The following is a 17,303-nucleotide window of genomic DNA, read 5'->3' as shown; positions in this document are numbered from 1 at the left end:
CATTGTCGACTTCCATCGTCCGTTTTCTTACCGTCCAGACGGTACAGTAAATTGCCTTTACCGTCCAGCCGGTATAGTTGTCACAGTGACCGCAAACACCCGCGATCGAATCCTGGACGCGCTCGAAACCCTGCTACTGGAAAAGGGCATGTCCCAGGTGACCCTGGACAATGTCGCCGCGACCGCCGGGATCTCCAAGGGCGGCCTGCTCTACCACTTCAAGACCAAAGACGCCCTGCTCGCCGGTCTGGTGCGCCGACTGAGCGAACGCGCCGAACAACAGCTCAGCGCCGCCGTCGCCAAGGGCACATCCGTGGCCGAGTGGTATCTGCAGACCCCGAATCCGAACAATGCCTCCGACGCGCTCGAATTGGCGCTCTACCGTTCGATGGTCGCGGCCATGCGCACCGTCGATGCCAAGTCCGGCCCGGAAACCGATGAGGTGAAGCAGGCGCTGTCGGACATGATGGACGGCTGGTCGGACGGCCTGGACAAGGAGATCGATGATCCGGTGTGGGCCGACATCATCCGCTTGGTCGGCGACGGTGTCTACCTGCGCGCGCTGCTCGACCTCCCGCCGGTCGACCCGGCGCGCTACCGGAAGGTCGTGGACCGGCTCCTCGAGCGCTGACCCGACGCACCATTCGAATGTTGCGGCCCCGCATGCCAGGTCACCGCGGGCTAGACTCGGCCGCGTGTCATCAGCCGCCGAGCCGGCCGGTGCCGTCGGGGTGGGGAACGAACCGGTGCCAACCTCCCCTGGAACGACGGTGCCGATCCGCCCACTGAGCTTCCGCGAACTGCTCGACGAGCCGTTCGCGCTGATCCAGGCGAATGTCGTCGCGCTGGTTGGCACGACCACGCTCGGACTCGTTCTCGCTGAACTGCTGGTCGTCGCGGTCACCGGCGGAATCTCCGCTCTGACCGACGGCTCCGACGCGGGCACCGCATGGGCGGTCATCCTCGCGACGGCGGTGGCAGCCTGGCTGCTGCGGTACCTGCTGCGCGGAATGACGGTCGCGCTCGGACTCGCGACGGTCGCCGGATCGCCGATCGGCTGGCGCACGGCGTTGGGCCGGGTGGGCGCCGTCGCGGGACCGCTGTTGGCGTTCCATGTGCTGTTCACGCTGGTCGGCATCGGTGTGCTGGTCGTAGGCAGCCCGCTGATCATCACGTATCCGTTCGCACTGATCTGGCTCGGCTATCTGCGGGCCGGGCGGTTCGTCGCGGTGCCGGTGATCTTCGTCGAACGGACCACACACGCCGGTGCGGTCGCGCGCTCGAAACTGCTCGTCGAGGGCGCGCAGTCGTCGATAGCCGGATTGTGGTTCGCGTGCCGCGTGCTGGTCGTCCTCGTTGCCGTGCCGCTGCTCGGCATTCCGTGGTACCTGTCGGATTTCACCGGCACCCATCGCTGGCAGGTCATCGTCCTGCTGTCCGCGTCCGCGCTGTTGATCATCGCCTTCGGTGAGGTGGTCGAGTCGGCGACACGGGTGGTCTCGTATGTGGATCGCCGCTGCCGTCGCGAGGGACTCGATATCCGGGTCCCTGGGACGGATAAACGATGACAGACCTCGGCAAACCAACATCGAACGAGCCCGCGGCCCCGCCACCGCCCCGACTCGGCCCCGCGGACGCGCACCGTGATGCCGCCGAAAGCGCCGCACTGCACCGGGATTTCGATACCGCGCTACGCGAGCGGTTCCGCGCGGTACTGCGCGGCCTGGAACAGCGCGGCATGCTGGAGGTCCGCCGCTCGCGGACCGCGCGGGAAACCGCCGACGACGCGACCACCACGCTGCCGCTCGAGGATGCGAGCGAATTACTCCCGGCCGCACACAGTTTCGACGAGGTCGTCTATGGCGGCCGCCGCGCCACCGAGGATGAATACCGCCGCCTCGAATATGCCGACCGCTACTCGCGCAGCGCCCCACCGCCGGCACCGGAACCGGTCGAAGCGACGATCACCGAGAAAACCAAGGCTCGCAGACAACTTCCGCCGCTGCCCGACCTGCTGCGCAACCCGAAATTCTGGGCTGGGCTGCTCGCCGCTATCGCGCTGGTAGTACTGCTGTACGCGGTGCTGAACTCGTGCGCAGCGCCCGCGCCGGATAAGCCGATGCCACCGGATATTCCGCCGACCAAACCACCCGAGCGCCATCCGAATAGCAACGGCGACGGCTCCGGCTTCGGCGCCGGCGAGGACTCCATCTTCGGCAGGCTGCCCGCACCGGTTGCCTTCGGCGGCCTGCAATTCCTCATCGCCGCGGCGGTGCTGGTGTGGTGGCGGGCGCGTCGGCGCGGTGCGCTGGTCGGTGAACCGCGACCGGTCGAGGTGGCCGCGAACGAACTGCTCGACGGGCAGGCGGCGCTCTATCGGCGGTCGAAGGACCACGAACATGTCGCGACCCGGCTGCGCGCCGCCACCCTGCGGCGTATTCGACCGATGCTCGGCTTCGGCACCGATGTCACGCCGGACCGGGTTGTCGCGACCATCGCCGCGCGAACCAGGGCCGATCCGGCCCTGATCGGCGCCGCACTGTACGGACCGGTGCCCGATGCGAGCACCCTGCAACTCGTTGCCACACAACTCGAATGGATAGAGGCGGAGGTCGGATGACCAGCACGGACACCAACCACACCCCCACCGCCGAGCAGGCGGGCGCCGCATTCACCGCACTGCGTGCCGAGATCGGCAAGGCGGTGATCGGCAACGACAACGCGATCATGTACCTGGTGCTGGCCCTGCTCTGCCGCGGCCATGTACTGCTGGAAGGCGTTCCCGGCGTGGCGAAGACGCTGCTCGTCCGCGCGCTCGCGACCGCCCTCGACCTCGAGCACGCCAGGGTCCAGTTCACCCCGGACCTGATGCCCGGCGATGTGACCGGTTCGCAGATCTACGATCCGCATACCACCGAATTCACCTTCCGGCACGGCCCGGTCTTCACCAATCTGCTGCTCGCCGACGAGATCAACCGCACGCCCCCGAAAACCCAATCGGCGCTATTGGAATCGATGGAGGAGCGGCAGGTTTCCGTGGACGGCAAGCCGCGGCCGCTGCCGGATCCGTTCGTCGTGGTCGCTACCCAGAATCCGATCGAGCAGGAGGGCACCTATCCGCTGCCGGAGGCGCAGTTGGACCGATTCCTCTTCAAGGTCGATATCCAATTGCCCGGCCGCGATGACGAATTCCGCATTCTGCAGCGGCATGCCGGCGGTTTCGATCCGCGCGATCTGACCGCGGCCGGTCTGCGTCCGGTCGCGGGTCCGGCGCATATCGCCGCGGGGCGGGCGGCGATCGCCCAGGTCACCATCAGTCCGGAGGTGCTCGCCTACACGGTGGATATCTGCCGGGCCACGCGCAACTCCCCCGCGGTGCAACACGGTGCGTCCACCCGCGGCGCGACCGCCCTGATGGCGGCCTCGCGCGCCTTCGCCTGGCTGAACGGGCGCGGGTTCGTGACCCCGGACGATGTGAAAACGGTTGCGGTCGCGGTACTTCGGCATCGGCTGCAGCTGCGGCCCGAGGCGGAGTTGGACGGTGTGACGACCGAGGGAGTCATGTCGTCACTGCTGCTTTCGGTTCCGGTTCCGGTATAGCTCGTGGTCGTTTCCGGTCGGCTTGCCCTGACGGCGGCGGCGCTCGCGCTGTTCGTCGCTTTTGTCATGCCGTCGTGGCTCGGTGTCGTCCTCATGACGAGTGTGCTCGCCGCCCTCGTGCTTTTCGATCTCGGCACGGTGGCGCGAGCGCGCGACCTGGCCCTGACCAGGGATTCGTTGACCGTGATCCGGCTCGGCCGCAGCGCCGAGGTCGAACTCGGCGTGGTGAACAACGGAACCAGGACGGTGCGTGGGCGGCTGTGGGACGACTGGCCCGGCAGTGCCCGCGCCGAAACCCGCACACACCGACTGGATCTGCCGTCCAACACCCGGATCCGTATGCACACCACATTGACCCCGACGTATCGCGGGGATCGGGTCGCCGGTCCGGTGACGGTGCGCTTGTTCGGCATACTCGGTATGGCCGGATGGCAGAGTCGCCACAGCGTGCCCGCGCGCGTCCGCGCACTGCCCGAATTCCGCAGCGAACGGCTGCTGCGCTCGAAAGTCAAACGGCTGCAACATCTCGAGGGCCGCAATGTCGCGAATATGCGCGGTCAAGGCACCGAATTCGATTCATTCCGGGAATATGTCGCCGGTGACGATGTGCGGGCCATCGACTGGCGCGCCACCGCCCGCGCCACCGATGTGCTGGTGCGCACCTGGCGTCCGGAACGCAACCGGCACGTGTTGATGATGCTCGATACCGGCCGCATCAGCGCGGGCCGCGTCGGCACGGGCACCCGTCTGGACGCGAGTATCGAGGCCGCCCTTCTGCTCGGCGGATTGGCAGCCGCAGCAGGCGATTCGGTGGATCTGCTCGCCTACGACCGCAAGGTCCGCACCGAGGTTCGCGGGGTCGGTGGCCGCCGCCTGCAACTGAAACTCATGCACGCCATGGCGGGCGTCACTCCCGCACTGGTCGATACCGACAGTGCGGGACTGGTGCGCGCCGCCATCCAACGCGCCCGCCGGCGCAGCCTGGTGGTCTGGTTCACCAGTCTGGATGGGGCAGCCGTCGAAGAGAACCTGCTACCGGTCCTGCCGACGCTGGCCCAACGCCACCGCGTCCTGATCGTCTCGGTCACCGATCCCGATATCGCCGCCGCCGCCACCAAACGCGACACCCTCGCCGACCTCTATCCGGCAGCCGCCGCCGAATCCTTGATCGCCGAACGCGCCCTGGTCCAGGAATCCCTGCGTCGCATGGGCATTGCCGTCGTCGCGGCATCCCCGGACCGCCTCCCCGAGGCGCTGGCCGACGAATACCTCGAGCTCAAACAGTCCGGCACCATGTGAGTTCGTGTTCCCGGTCGGCGGGCATGATGTCTTGGCCCTGGCACGGACCGAGATTCAGCTCGCGCGGGCGATCGGCGTCGGGCGCGAGCCCGCCGTGACCATCGGAGTGAGGATCGGGGCGAGGGTGCGGCGTTGGCGTTCGGCAATGACCGCGCCGAGGATCTGGACCGGTGGGTAGCCGGCGGGTACCGGGATCTGCAGGCGGTCGCATACGGCGATGAGCAGGGTGTGGCCGAGGCTCGCCTGGGCGGCGGGGCTCAGGGTATTGATGCGAGACAGGTACTGGCGCACCGCGAGTGCGAGATCCTCGGTGATGCCGGACAGGTCCAACTGTCCGGACCAGGCGACCAGCCAGGGCGGCGCGACGGCCAGCAGTGGGAAGGGCACGCGGCGCTGACCGTGCACAACAACGGTGCCCGCGAGCACATCGCCGACCCGGCGCGCATTCGGCGAGCACATCGAGGTGATCACCCCGACCGCACCGAATGCGCCCAACATCCAGAAGTCGACGACCGCACCCGCCAGACCGCGGGTCAGGGCATGGCGGAAATCGATCGGCCCGCCGTCGCCGCGCACCACCCGCAGTCCGAGCGCGAGCTTGCCGACGGTTCGTCCGCGCATCAGGGTTTCGCAGACCACCGGATAGCCGACGAGCGTCCCGACGATCGTGGTGACCGCCGCCGCGCTGTACCACGCGGCGTCCGCGCCGGAGTAGCGCAGCACCACGCCGAGTCCGAGCATCAGCATGCTGCCCAGCATGAATTGCACCAGCACGTCCAGGAGGAACGCGGTGGCCCTGGTCGGAATCCGCGCGATGGCCAGCTCGAGTGCGACCGCTTCGCCGGTGGTGAATTCAGCCATGTCGATAGCATTCTTCCGACCGGCGGTATGGGAGGCAACCAATGGACGTGGATGCGTACAGCTATGCACAGCGGGGGGCATGGGAGCGACTGGCCTATCTGGCCGGACGGCGCAAGCTCAGCGGCGCGGAGGCCGACGAACTGGTCGCGCTGTACCGGCGCACCTCACAACAGTTGGCGCGGCTGCAATCACACAGTCCGGATCCGGAACTCATCGCCGGACTCAGCGCCCTGCTCGCCAAGGCCCGCGGCCGGGTGCTCGGCACCCGGAGCGATGCGTGGCGCCAGGTCGGCCGGTTCTTCACGCACCGCTTCCCCGCGACGCTGTATCGGGCGTGGCCGTGGTGGGTCGCGGTGGCGGCGGTCTTCATCATCGTCTCCACCGGTCTGGCCGTCTGGATCGCCGGATCCGGTTCGGCGCGCGAGCTGTTCGGCATCTCCGATCGCAACGACTGGCTCACCGCACCCGGCGGCAAATTCGAGACCTACTACTCCGAACATCCGCACGACGCGTTCGCCGCGCAGGTATGGACCAATAACGCCTGGGTGACCGCGATGGTGCTGTTCACCGGGGTGCTGATCCTGCCTGCGGTGTACCTGCTGTTCGGAAATGCGCTGAATACGGCGGTGACCGGCGGGTTGATGGCCGATGCCGGTCGGCTCGACGCGTTCTTCGGATTCATCCTGCCGCACGGTACGCTCGAGCTGACCGCGGTCTTCGTGGCGGGCGGGGTGGGACTGAAGCTGGGCTGGACGCTGATCGATCCAGGACGGTCGAGTCGGTTGGATGCGGTGGCACGCGAGGGCCGGGCCGCCGCAACGGTCGCGCTCGGTCTGGTCGCGGTGCTGCTCGTCTGCGGGCTGCTCGAGGGCTTCGTCACACCGAGTTCGCTGCCGGTGCCGGTGAAGGTCGGCATCGGATTCGTCGCGGAGGCATTGTTTCTCGGCTACGTCTTCGTGGTGGGTCGCCGGGCCGCACTCGAACAGGACGCCCGCACCGCGGCTGCATTGGGATTCGGTGGCGCCCAGAGGATCTCGAACAGCGCTGGCAGACAACGCCGAGCACACGGTAGGTGAAAGGGGGCCGGGCAATCGGTAGCAACGCTACGTTACGAACGTGTTCCGAAGCCCCCTGATTGAGTTCCGCTGGCCGCAGCGAGTCCAGCTCAGCTGCGGCCAGCGTTACCGTCAACTCTACACAATCGTTACCCCGACGCAACCCTCCCCGCCAGGGTCGGGCGTATAAGGCAGCGCCCCAGCAAACCCCTCTGGGCACATCATTTTTCAATCGTCCAGCAAACCTTTGGCATGTGATTCGGGCAGGTAAGACCAGACCCCGGAACCGACCTTCGGCATGCAATCCCCGATCACAATCGGAAAACCATGGGTCGGCGACAAACATTCTTGGAGCGATTAGCTGCATTGCCAACATAGAGCCCCCAATGGTTCAATAATGCCGCTTGGACCTGGGCATTCATCGCTCGCCCATGGGTGTTGCTGATAGTTGGATGCGGCAAAAGAAACTTCAGGTTGGTTTACAGCGTTATAAACGTGATAGACACCTAGCCGTAACGCTTCGTGGTGGACTTACATCCGGTCAAGATCATGATTAACCAGTTGCGGCAATGTGGTCGCTGGTGTACCGGATCGCATCGCCGTCAGCACCACAACCGCAACCATCATGCGCGCTGTGATTTCCGCCACCTTCCCGGCTCGATCGCGCCGAATCGGACGAAAACGACACTGCGACAGCCGAAAGCGGCCCCGTACCGGTAGTACCGGGCCGCATATCGGACGTCTCAGGCTTCGGCCAGACCGAACCGCCGGTGCGCCAACCGCAACGGTGTCGGGGCGTACCAGGCGACCCGCCCGAGCAGTCGCATCGCCACCGGCACCAGCACGCCGCGCACCAGCGTCGCGTCGATCAGAATCGCCAGGCCCGCGCCGAGTCCGAAGAACTGGATGAACCGGACATCACTGCTGGTGAAGGCCAGGAAACTGATCGAAATCAGTGCCGCCGCGGTGGTCACCAAGCGCCCGGTGCGGGCCAGCCCCTCGATAACGGCTTCCTTCGTGGACGCACCGCGATCGTGCAGTTCCTTGATCCGACTGACCACGAAGACCTCGTAGTCCATCGATAGTCCGAAGGTGATGCAGAACAGCAGCAGCAACATCGAAACATCCAGCGGCGCAGGGGTGAATCCGATCAGTCCGGACAGATGCCCCTGCTGGAAGATGAACACCATCAGCCCGAGCGTGGCGGCCAGACTCAACACATTCGACAGCAGTGCGCGCAGCGGCTGCACGATACTGCCGGTGAACAGGAACAGCAGTACGAAGGTCGTGACCAGGATCCACCCGATGGCGATCGGGAGTTTCGCACCGATCGATGCGAGGCTGTCGCGCAATTCGGCCATCTGTCCACCGACCAGCGCATGGGCCCCTGCCGGACCGGGTACCGCACGCACTCGATCGACCAGATCGCGGGCCGCGGACGAATCGCGGTCCAGATCGGTGAGTACGGTCAGGCGCTGCGCATCCGGTCGGGCGAACCGGGCATCGGCGGGTGTGCTCGCCGCCAACTCGCCGTGGACGAAGGTGCCCGCACTCGATTCGACCTGGGTGACGTACTCGACCTGGGAAAGCGTGCGCGCGTAATCCGCGAGCGGCGCTGCGGCAACGCCGGTTTCGGTGATCACCGACAGTGCGTTGACATCGCCGCCGCCGAAATCGTCGCGCATCGCCGTACCAACCTGACGCACCTCGGTGCTCATCGGCAGCACCCGATCGTCGGGCGTGCCGAACTGCACATGCAATAGCGGTGCGGCGGCGAGCAGCAGCACCGCCACCACCGGGACACCCGCAAGCAGCGGCCGACGCATCGCGAATCCGGCCACGCCGGCCCAGAACGGCGTTGCGTCACCACGGATCCCGCGCACACCTGGCACCCGCCACGCATCGGTCCGCACGCCGAGCACCGCGAGCAGCGCGGGCAATACCACCACCGCGGCGACGGCGGCGATGGCGACGACGCCGATGCCGCTGTAGGCGAAGGACCGCAGGAAGTATTGGGGGAAGACGACCAGCGCGGACAGGGCCGCTACAACGGTGGCCGCACTGAATGCGATGGTGCGCCCGGCCGTCGATACGGCCGCGATCACCGCATCGCCGGGTTCGGCTCCGGCCGCGCGGCGTTCACGGAAACGACTCACCATCAGCAGTCCGTAATCCACCGCGAGCCCGAGTCCGAGTCCGGTGGTCAGATTCACCGCGTAGATCGACACATCGGTCACGGAACCGAGGATCGAGAGTTCGGTGAAGGTGCCGAGGATGGCGATCCCACCCACCACCAGGGTGAGCAGCGCAGCGACCACATTGCCGAAGGCCAGCACCAGCAGCGCCAGAATCAGCGGTACCGCAACGGCTTCCGCGAGACCGAGATCCTTGCCGATCTGTTTGATGATCGAGTGGAAGATCGCGGTGCCGCCGCCCACCTTGATCTGAGCGACCGGCCCGTCGGTGCGGTAGGTCTCGACAATCGAGGCGGCGGACTTCTCCTTATCGGTGACGTCCTTGTCGACATTGCCTGCCAGGACGACGGCCGCGGTCCCGTCTCCGGAGCGCATGGCCGGGGATCCGGTATCCCAATACGAGACGATATCGGTCAGGCGCTGGTCGGCCGCGAGCCGGCGGGCCAGATCGCGACCGATGGTGGCGACCGCGGCGCTGTCGACCGTCCCCTGTTTCGCCTCGATCAGGAAGACGTAGTCGGTATCGGCGCCGAACTTATCGGCCAATCGGGATACCGCGACACTGGATTGGGCATTGGGATCCTGCTGGCCACCCGGCTGCATCTTGCTGAAGGCGGTCGCGCCGACGACACCGCCCGCAATGAGGGCGAGCACGCCGACGACCAGGATCCAGCGGGCGCGGTGGACAACGAAGCTGCCGAGTCTTTCGAACATATGGAACCTCCGATCGGGCATGTTGTCATGCGTAAACTTTGTGGGTGTTAACTTGCCATACCATGTGTGTGGGTGTCAACATCGAAGTGATGACACATTCGGAAGCAGCAACGAAGCGCTCCACTCGCGACGGCCGCTACCACCACGGCGACCTGCGCAATGCCCTGGTGCGCGCCGCCGCCGAACTCGCCGAGAGCGGTGGGCCGGAGGCGGTGACCGTGCGCGCGGCGGCCCGGCATGTCGGCGTCACGCCGACCGCGGCCTATCGGCACTTCACCAATCACGAGGAGTTGCTGAACGCCGCGCAGGGCCAAGCCCAGCAGACCCTGTTCGGCGCGATGGCCGAGGCGATGGCGAGCCTGCCGCAAGCGGATGCGATCACCCGGCTCGGCGCGGTGGGCCGGGGCTACATCAGCTTCGCGCTGCGCGAACCCGGCCTGTTCCGCACCGCCTTCTGCGGCGACTTGGCGCCATCGCCCGCGTTCGACCTGCTGGCCAGTGTCCTGGACGAACTCGTCGACGTCGGCTTCCTCGATCCCGCGGACCGGCCGGATGCCGAGTACGCCGCGTGGTCGACCGTGCACGGCATGGCTTCACTGATCATCGATGGTGTACTCGCCGACCTCGACGATGCCGCACGGGATAAGGCGATTCACCGGGCTCTGGCGGTCGTCGAGCGGGGTTTGGCAACCGGACCGAATGCCCCCGACTTCAGCTGACGGCGCAGGATTCCGGCGATCGAGCCCTGCCGAATCTTGCGGTCATGCGTGATCAGCGGTGAGATCTGCAGCGGATCGTCGACGACGATTCCGGCCGGCGGACGATTCGAAATCACGGCGCCGATATCGGGATTCACGACGGCGAACGCCTAGCTGTCGAGCGGGGTCGTGATGTCGAGTCCGACCCGGTCACGGTGTAGACGCAGGCGTCTGTGGTCGACGTCGCAGCAGAGGTCAGCTTTCGGTAGCTGCCTTCGATCGAATCCGATGCCAGCTGACCGGAACAGTATTCGAAACGGGGATGATCCAAATTCGGCGGTGGCTAGCTTGGCGGCATGAGTATCCGGACTCGCGTGCTGTCCACGATTGCCGGTCAGCTCGGCAAACCACACGGAACGCTGGGCAAGGGCTTCGCCTTCATTCTCAATCGCGGGAATAGGCGCGCCATCGCGAGCGCGGTCGCCGAGGGTGCGAACGTGTATCGGATTTGGCTGTGGCGCAGGGCTTTCGATACTTCTCGAGCGGTCGGCACCAACGGGACGGTGCATGGTTTCGAGATCTCGCCGGACATGTCGGCCAGGGCGAAATCGAAGTTCGCCGCGGAAATCGGTACGGGCCGAATGCAACTCGCGCAGGGCTCGATGACCGAGCTGCCGCTGACCGATGCCGCGCTCGATGCCGCGATCACCGTCTACTTCGTGCCGGATCTGGCCGCCGCCTACGCCGAACTCGCGCGTGTCGTCCGTCCCGGCGGCAGCCTGGTCGTCGGTATCGGCGATCCGGACGCGATGGCGAAAATGCCGTTCACCGCATACGGTTTCACGCTGCGGCCGGTGGCCGAGGTGATTGCCGCGTTGGAAGGCGCGGGCTGCGTCGTCGACCATCGCCAACTGCCCAACCCGCCGATTCCGCATCACCTACTCGTCGCGCGCCCCGCCTGACTACATCAGGGCGCCACCATCGACGCGGATCTCGGTGCCGGTCATATAGCGGCCGTCGTCGGAGGCAACCATGGCGACCACACCGGCGATATCCTCCGGAGTGCCGAGTGCACCGCCATTGAGCCAGCCGGTCAAGCGCGAGAACAGCTTCGGGTCGAATCCCTCCGGCTGATCAAGGATGGACTTGGTGGTGATCCCACTGGTGATGCCCGCGGGCACGATATTCACCGCGCGCAACCCTTGCTTGGCATACTCCAGCGCGATCGCGTGCGTGAAGGCGTTCACCCCGCCCTTCGACGCCGCATACGACGCCAGATAGGGCGCCGCGCTGAACGCCGCGGTCGACGAGAGATTCACCACAACACCGTGACCGGTCTCCAACAGCGCGGGCAGCGCGCTCTGGGTCATCAGGAAGGTCCCGGTGAGATTGACCCCGATCACCTGATTCCATACCTCGAGCGGCATCTCATCGGTACGCGCGGGCCGCAGAATGCCCGCCGCGTTCACCAGCACATCCAAACCGCCGAGGAATTCGACGGCCTCACCCGTCGCAGCGCGCACCGACTCGATATCGGCGATATTCACCTGCACGGCGCGCAGCCGCTCGGCCGCATCCCCTGCCTTCGCCGCGGTGCTCTCCAGACCGTCCGCATCGATATCGGCGGCGACCAGCGTCGCCCCCTCATCGAGCAGCCGCAGGGCAATCCCCTGCCCGATACCCGATCCTGCTCCGGTGACCAATACGCGGCGGCCGTCAAATCTACGCATGCCAAAAATTAGAACAGGTTCTCATTGGGAGTCAACAGGTTCTCGAAGAACCCGCTGGTCAGAAATGTGGCGCGGATCCGGTGCGGACGGGCAGGCGAGCGAGGCGCCATTCGATCATGCGTTCGCGCGGACTGCCTCGAGGTATTCGGCGATGGCGTCCCGGTTACGGGACAGGCAGCGGATGCGGTCGGACATGCTGTCGCGTTCGCGTTCCAGGGTGGCCAGCATTTCCGGGGTCGCGTCCGGAAAGTAGATGGTGCGCGGCTTGTCCAGGCAGGGCAGGATCTGTTTGATGATGCGGGTCGGCAGGCCCGCGTCGAGCAGGCCGCGGATCTGCACGACTCGGTCGACGAAGCGGTCGTCGTAATTGCGATAGCCGTTGGCGCAGCGGTCGGCGGCGATGAGGCCCTGTTCCTCGTAGTAGCGCAGTAGTCGCCGCGAGGTGCCGGTGCGCTCCGACAGTTCTCCGATTCGCATTGGATTCCACCTTGACCTTCACATGTATGTGATGGTTCGAGCATAGACGGCATGGACAACGCACTCTTCGACTACAGCCCGATCGTCGACCGCGCACCGATTCACTGGCCGAACGGCGCCCGCGTCGCGTTCTACGTCGGGCTCAATGTCGAGCATTACCAGGTAGACCGGCCCTCGACCAGCATCTTCCCCGGCACCGCCGCCCTCACCCCGGATCCGCTGAACTACGGCTGGCGCGATTACGGCCCCCGAGTCGGCATCTGGCGGGTCATCCAAGCGCTGGACAAGTTCGGCATCCGCGCCAGCGCCCTGCTCAACTCCGATGTCGCACACCATAATCCGCAGATCATCGCCGCCGGGCGGGAGCGGAACTGGAGCTGGTTGGCGCACGGCAAGAACAATTCGATCTTCCAGGCCGATATGTCTGTCGACGACGAGCGCGCCTACCTCACCGATATCGTCGAAACCATCGAGCGCGCGACCGGCCGCCGTCCGCGCGGCTGGATGGGTCCCGCGCTCACCGAGACCTTCCACACCCCGGAACTGCTGGCCGAACTCGGCCTCGGATACATCCTGGACTGGACCAATGACGATCAGCCGTATCGACTCACGGTGCCAGGACTGCTGAGCGTTCCGTACTCGGTCGAACTCAACGACAACAGCCTGTTCCTCGGAACCGGTTTGCGCGGTGCGGATTTCGTGCAGATCGTCAAGGACCAACTGGACCGGCTCTACGAGGAGTCCGCCGACAGCGGCCGCGTCATGGCTCTCGCGCTGCACCCCTTCGTCATCGGCCAGGCCTTCCGCATCAAATATCTGGAGCAGGCGTTGGCCTATGTGGCGAACCATCCGGGCATATGGCTCACCACCAGTGACGAGATCGCCGACCATTACGGCGCCATGTGAAGCTATGTCGATCACGGGAGCTCGCATGCCGTGTCGAGTCAGCCATCCGGGAATCGATGACAAGATCACGGCCGAGCTCGGTGTCGGCATCGTCATGGCGCGCCGGCAACGGTCGATTTGCCGGAGCCGAAGTTGCCACGGATCACGACCAGCATCTCATCGCAGGGCGCGGGCTGCGGAATATTGTCAGCGGGTTCGGTCAGTGAAGAACCCGGTCAGTGTCTCGGTCACTGCCTCGGGAGCGTTCTCCATCGGTATATGTCCAGCGTCGGGAATCCCGACCAGGCGGGATTCCGGCATCTCGGCGACGAAACGCTCCGCGTAGGCGATCGGCTGGAAGCTGTCCGCCTCACCCCACACCAACAATTTCGGCACCGATGAGGCGGTCAGCGCCGGCACGGCCTCCATGGTGTATCGGCTGTCGGCCGCCGCCGCCAGGCACAGCCATGAGCGCCCGACGCGGGGGTCGGTCCACGGATCGAGGTATTCGGCGATCTCCTGCTCGTCCGCCGGCCGACCCAGCGCCTTGGTGAGCGCCGTTCGGCGAGAGTCGAGCAGTTCGTCCTGGGTCACCGCCGCCCGGACGGCCGGGTCGCGGAACCGGGCCACAGCGGGCACCGGCCATGAGTCGTAGGTCACCGAGTTCACCAGCGCCAGCCGTCCGACCTCGACGTCGGAGCCGACCAGTAGACACTGGGCGATGGCGCCCCCGATATCGTGCCCCACGACGTTCAACGGCTCCGGCAAGCCGAGCGCCTCGACGAAGCGCGACACCCAGCCGGCCAGTGCCGGGACGGCGGCCGTTGCCGGGGTCAGCTCCCCCGCGGAACGGCCGAGCCCGGGCAGGTCGACGGCGATCGGTCGCAGCCCGGAGGCGGCCAGCCCGTCCAGGATCGGCAGCCAGACGCGGCTCCAGTAGGTGCCATGTACCAGAAGTACGGCAGGGGCATCCGGGCTTCCCGCCGTCAAGTAGCTGGCGGACAAACCTTCGACCTCGACATGGGAACGGCGAGCGGAAGAAATGGAAGAAGACCTCATGACATGAGTGTTCGGTGCAAAGAATCCGGTGGTCAAATAACCTTTTCGGTATGTCGACATGCCACCGCGGTCATGCTGACTGATCAGAAATCCCGTCGCGGAGGAGAGGTGTGATGCGGCTCTCACAGCTGAGAATTCTGCTCGCCGTTGCCGACCACGGCAGTTTCACCGCGGCCGCCGCCCACACGGGGATCTCCCAGCCCGCAGTCAGCCGGGCCATCGCCGCGCTGGAGGGTGAGCTGGCCGCACGGCTGATCACACGGCAGCGTGACGGTGCCGTACTCACCGAGGCGGGACGTCGCGCGGTCGTTCACGCCCGCACCGCCGTACACCACATCGACCTGGTCAAGTCCGAAGTAGCCGCCACGACCGGCGAGGTGGCAGGAGAGCTTCGACTGGCCAGTCTGCCCACCGCAGCCGGCACGCTCATGGCACCGCTCCTGCGCGAGTTCACCGACCGCTACCCACAGGTACGGGTGCAGCTACTGGAGGGCTTCGACCGCGACGTACGCTCCTGGCTGGAGCGCGGCGCCATCGAACTCGGCGTGGTGACCCTGCCCGCACCGGGTTTCACAACCACCGAACTCGGGTCGGACGAGATGATGGCACTACTGCCACCCGACCATCCTCTCGCGCGCGAATCCGTCACGGAGGCGGTCGAAATCGCCGCGCTGGCCAATGAGCCGTTCATCCTGTCCACCGGAGGCTGCCGACCGGTGATCCTGCACGCGGTACACGAGGCCGGCGCCGACTTGACGGTGGCCTACGAGGCCGGCGAACTTTCGGCGATCGAAGCCATGGTGGGCCAGGGGCTGGGCATAAGTGTCGTGCCGACACTGGGCCGCAAGGACAGTGAGGCAGTCGTGACCCGACCTCTCCGTCCGCCGGTGAAGCGGACACTCGCCTTGGCCTTCGCCGGTTCTGAACCCGGTTCGCCCGCGGCCCGAGCGTTGTACAACCTGGCATCCAACGAGCGAATGCCGTAATCCCGGCGGAAACGGGACGGGTGCGCTCGATCTTGAAGCCGGCCTCTGCAGCCACCCGCCACTGGACCTCACGGGCCGAGAAGGTGTGGCTGGTGACTTAAAGGTGTCACTCGAGGACGTGGCACGTACGACGCGGCGGTTGCTGCTCGGTCGAGTCGACCGGTCAGCATGATCCATGCGGCCACGACACCCAGCGGGACGGCCACGACGGCGGTGAGCACCGTGTCGCCCAGCTGCGCGGCCAAGAGCTCGCCGGCCAGGAACGACAGGACCATGTTGTTTCCAGCGTGCGCCAGGCTCGCGGTCCAGACGCTGCGGCTGCGTAGGTAGAGCCAGGCGAGGATGGTCTCCTGGGCGATGAACGAGATGGTCCAGATCGCCAGTCCCAGCACTACATTGCTGAAGTTGATATAGCCGAGGAGGGCCAACGGGTAATGCCACACCGCCCAGATGAGCCCCGTCGTCAGAACCGATCGCCGTGGGCGATCTGGAAACAAGCGAGGCCGGAGATAGCTGGTCCAGCCGAATTCCTCGCCCCAGTACACCGGCACGAGCACCACGACCATAACCAGCAGAATCGGGACTGTCCGCACTACGGATAACCCACCATCCGACCGCCACAACCCGATAATCAGCGCCAGCCCGACAGCAGCCGCAGCCAGCCCCACCGGCCCCAGCCAGGCACCGAGATACCACCGCCAACTCTCACGAAACCGCACCGCCAGACCAGCATCTCCGAACCCTTCCCGGGTGATCCAGCGGCGCACGACCATCGCCGCCACAGCCGGTGCCACCCCCATCGGCAACTGCACCACCGGATTGACGATCGAAAGCCCGAGCACCACGATCGCAACTGAGTACCACAACCACGTCGCCCCGAAAGCGATCACCAAAAACGCCCCCACCCCAACCGGATTCGCAACTGCTCTGCGCCGCTGTCCCTGAACCTCGATCATGTCCCGATTCCACTGGACGACACCGGTTGTGCGCGGCGGTGCTGACTCCCGAATCCGAGGTGCGGCTGCCTACACCGCCGTGCTCGGCGCACTCGCCAAAGATGCCGGATCTCGTCAGTCGGCGAGGCGGTCGATGGTGCGTCGAGTCACCGACAGCTGCGAGCGCTGAACGAACGGCGGCAGGGTTGTTCTGCGAGCAGGGCTAGGCGGGAGTGCCAACTGTGAGCGCCCAGGCCGCCTCGATCATCCGGAAGATGTCGTCCACCGCGGCTTCTGGATCGTCCGCCTCGCGGGCCAGGGAGAAGGCGTCGATCACGAACTTCGCGATCGCCCGGTAGACCGTCGTGTTGGGTGGCTGGTCCAGGTCGGCGGCAATGGCCGCGGCCAGCGATTCCGCGTGGCGCAGCCGCATCGACTCCTCGTATTGCCGCAGAGCGGGTGTTTCGTCGATCATGCGCCAGATCGGGGCGGCGCCATCGGCCGCGCAGTGTTGGACCATGGTGCGGATCGCCAGGCGCAGGGCGGGGATGAGCGGTTCGTCCGGTGCCCGGTCGGTGACCGCCTGCGTGAGGCGCTGTTCGAAGTTTTGGTCCTGTTCGAATACCAGAGCCTCTTTCGAGGCGAAGTGGGAGAAGAGCGTGGTGACGGCCACGTCGGCCTCGGCGGCCACGTCCCGGATGCCCACTGCGTCGTACCCGCGTTCCAGGAACAGCCGCAGGGCGGTCTCGGCGATCTTCTGGCGGGTCGCGGCCTTCTTACGTTCCCGGCGTCCGGTCGGCACGGTCATC

At 66.2% G+C, this 17,303-nt stretch carries 17 protein-coding genes; 10 read left to right on the top strand and 7 right to left on the bottom strand.

The window, feature by feature from the left end; genetic code table 11:
* The first annotated feature begins 85 nt into the window (after positions 1-85).
* The 5 genes from AB0J29_RS07450 to AB0J29_RS07430 all read left to right on the top strand — a co-directional run bounded on the left by AB0J29_RS07450 (position 86) and on the right by AB0J29_RS07430 (position 4,899).
* Positions 86-631 (top strand): TetR/AcrR family transcriptional regulator, encoded by a 546-nt coding sequence (locus tag AB0J29_RS07450; protein ID WP_364780809.1) that lies wholly within the window; start codon positions 86-88, stop codon positions 629-631.
* A 64-nt stretch (positions 632-695) separates the two neighbouring features.
* Entirely contained in the window at positions 696-1,568 is an 873-nt protein-coding gene (locus tag AB0J29_RS07445) for a hypothetical protein (protein WP_364780806.1), read from the top strand.
* Complete coding sequence (locus AB0J29_RS07440; RefSeq protein ID WP_364780803.1) at positions 1,565-2,620, top strand: DUF4129 domain-containing protein; 1,056 nt, start codon at positions 1,565-1,567, stop codon at positions 2,618-2,620. The genes AB0J29_RS07445 and AB0J29_RS07440 overlap by 4 nt, the downstream gene beginning before the upstream one ends.
* On the top strand, positions 2,617-3,600 hold the full coding sequence (locus AB0J29_RS07435; RefSeq protein WP_364780800.1) for a MoxR family ATPase: 984 nt from the start codon (positions 2,617-2,619) through the stop codon (positions 3,598-3,600). Before AB0J29_RS07440 ends, AB0J29_RS07435 begins: the two co-directional genes overlap by 4 nt.
* A gap of 3 nt (positions 3,601-3,603) precedes the next feature.
* Positions 3,604-4,899 carry a DUF58 domain-containing protein gene (locus tag AB0J29_RS07430; protein WP_364780797.1) on the top strand — a complete coding sequence of 432 codons (1,296 nt, stop codon included), beginning with the start codon at positions 3,604-3,606 and terminating at the stop codon, positions 4,897-4,899.
* 54 nt (positions 4,900-4,953) lie between these two features.
* Here AB0J29_RS07430 and AB0J29_RS07425 read toward each other — a convergent pair whose 3' ends face one another.
* A complete protein-coding gene (locus tag AB0J29_RS07425) occupies positions 4,954-5,760 on the bottom strand; it encodes an RDD family protein (RefSeq protein WP_364780794.1) in 807 nt (268 codons plus the stop codon).
* A 41-nt stretch (positions 5,761-5,801) separates the two neighbouring features.
* Here AB0J29_RS07425 and AB0J29_RS07420 point away from each other — a divergent pair, with 41 nt between their 5' ends.
* Positions 5,802-6,836, top strand: coding sequence for a stage II sporulation protein M (locus AB0J29_RS07420; protein ID WP_364780791.1), 1,035 nt, complete (start codon positions 5,802-5,804; stop codon positions 6,834-6,836).
* A gap of 722 nt (positions 6,837-7,558) precedes the next feature.
* Here the strand turns inward: AB0J29_RS07420 and AB0J29_RS07415 are convergent.
* Complete coding sequence (locus tag AB0J29_RS07415) at positions 7,559-9,724, bottom strand: MMPL family transporter (protein ID WP_364780788.1); 2,166 nt, start codon at positions 9,722-9,724, stop codon at positions 7,559-7,561.
* A gap of 89 nt (positions 9,725-9,813) precedes the next feature.
* On the opposite strand from AB0J29_RS07415, the gene AB0J29_RS07410 reads away from it, so the two are divergent.
* Positions 9,814-10,443: a TetR/AcrR family transcriptional regulator gene (locus AB0J29_RS07410; protein ID WP_364780785.1), complete on the top strand. Its 630-nt coding sequence runs from the start codon at positions 9,814-9,816 to the stop codon at positions 10,441-10,443.
* A gap of 335 nt (positions 10,444-10,778) precedes the next feature.
* Positions 10,779-11,384 carry a class I SAM-dependent methyltransferase gene (locus AB0J29_RS07405; protein WP_364780782.1) on the top strand — a complete coding sequence of 202 codons (606 nt, stop codon included), beginning with the start codon at positions 10,779-10,781 and terminating at the stop codon, positions 11,382-11,384.
* On the opposite strand, the gene AB0J29_RS07400 is transcribed toward AB0J29_RS07405, so the two are convergent.
* Entirely contained in the window at positions 11,385-12,152 is a 768-nt protein-coding gene (locus AB0J29_RS07400) for an SDR family NAD(P)-dependent oxidoreductase (RefSeq protein WP_364780779.1), read from the bottom strand.
* A 114-nt stretch (positions 12,153-12,266) separates the two neighbouring features.
* The gene (locus AB0J29_RS07395) at positions 12,267-12,629 is read right to left on the bottom strand and encodes a MerR family transcriptional regulator (protein WP_364780776.1); all 363 of its coding nucleotides are present in this window, start codon (positions 12,627-12,629) and stop codon (positions 12,267-12,269) included.
* A 51-nt stretch (positions 12,630-12,680) separates the two neighbouring features.
* Between AB0J29_RS07395 and AB0J29_RS07390 the strand changes: the two genes are divergently transcribed.
* The gene (locus AB0J29_RS07390) at positions 12,681-13,535 is read left to right on the top strand and encodes a polysaccharide deacetylase family protein (protein ID WP_364780773.1); all 855 of its coding nucleotides are present in this window, start codon (positions 12,681-12,683) and stop codon (positions 13,533-13,535) included.
* Between the two features lie 186 nt (positions 13,536-13,721).
* Here AB0J29_RS07390 and AB0J29_RS07385 read toward each other — a convergent pair whose 3' ends face one another.
* The gene (locus AB0J29_RS07385; protein ID WP_364780770.1) at positions 13,722-14,573 is read right to left on the bottom strand and encodes an alpha/beta hydrolase; all 852 of its coding nucleotides are present in this window, start codon (positions 14,571-14,573) and stop codon (positions 13,722-13,724) included.
* 113 nt (positions 14,574-14,686) lie between these two features.
* Here AB0J29_RS07385 and AB0J29_RS07380 point away from each other — a divergent pair, with 113 nt between their 5' ends.
* Positions 14,687-15,559, top strand: a complete 873-nt coding sequence (locus tag AB0J29_RS07380; RefSeq protein ID WP_364780767.1) for a LysR family transcriptional regulator — start codon at positions 14,687-14,689, stop codon at positions 15,557-15,559.
* Between the two features lie 68 nt (positions 15,560-15,627).
* Here the strand turns inward: AB0J29_RS07380 and AB0J29_RS07375 are convergent, their stop codons facing one another.
* Both AB0J29_RS07375 and AB0J29_RS07370 read right to left on the bottom strand, forming a co-directional pair.
* Positions 15,628-16,515, bottom strand: coding sequence for a CPBP family intramembrane glutamic endopeptidase (locus AB0J29_RS07375; protein WP_364780764.1), 888 nt, complete (start codon positions 16,513-16,515; stop codon positions 15,628-15,630).
* A gap of 202 nt (positions 16,516-16,717) precedes the next feature.
* Entirely contained in the window at positions 16,718-17,302 is a 585-nt protein-coding gene (locus AB0J29_RS07370; RefSeq protein WP_364780760.1) for a helix-turn-helix domain-containing protein, read from the bottom strand.
* Between the last annotated feature and the right edge of the window lies 1 nt (position 17,303).

Source organism: Nocardia sp. NPDC049707 (assembly GCF_040674855.1).
GTDB lineage: Bacteria > Actinomycetota > Actinomycetes > Mycobacteriales > Mycobacteriaceae > Nocardia.
This window is presented reverse-complemented; position numbering and strand designations above follow the sequence as displayed.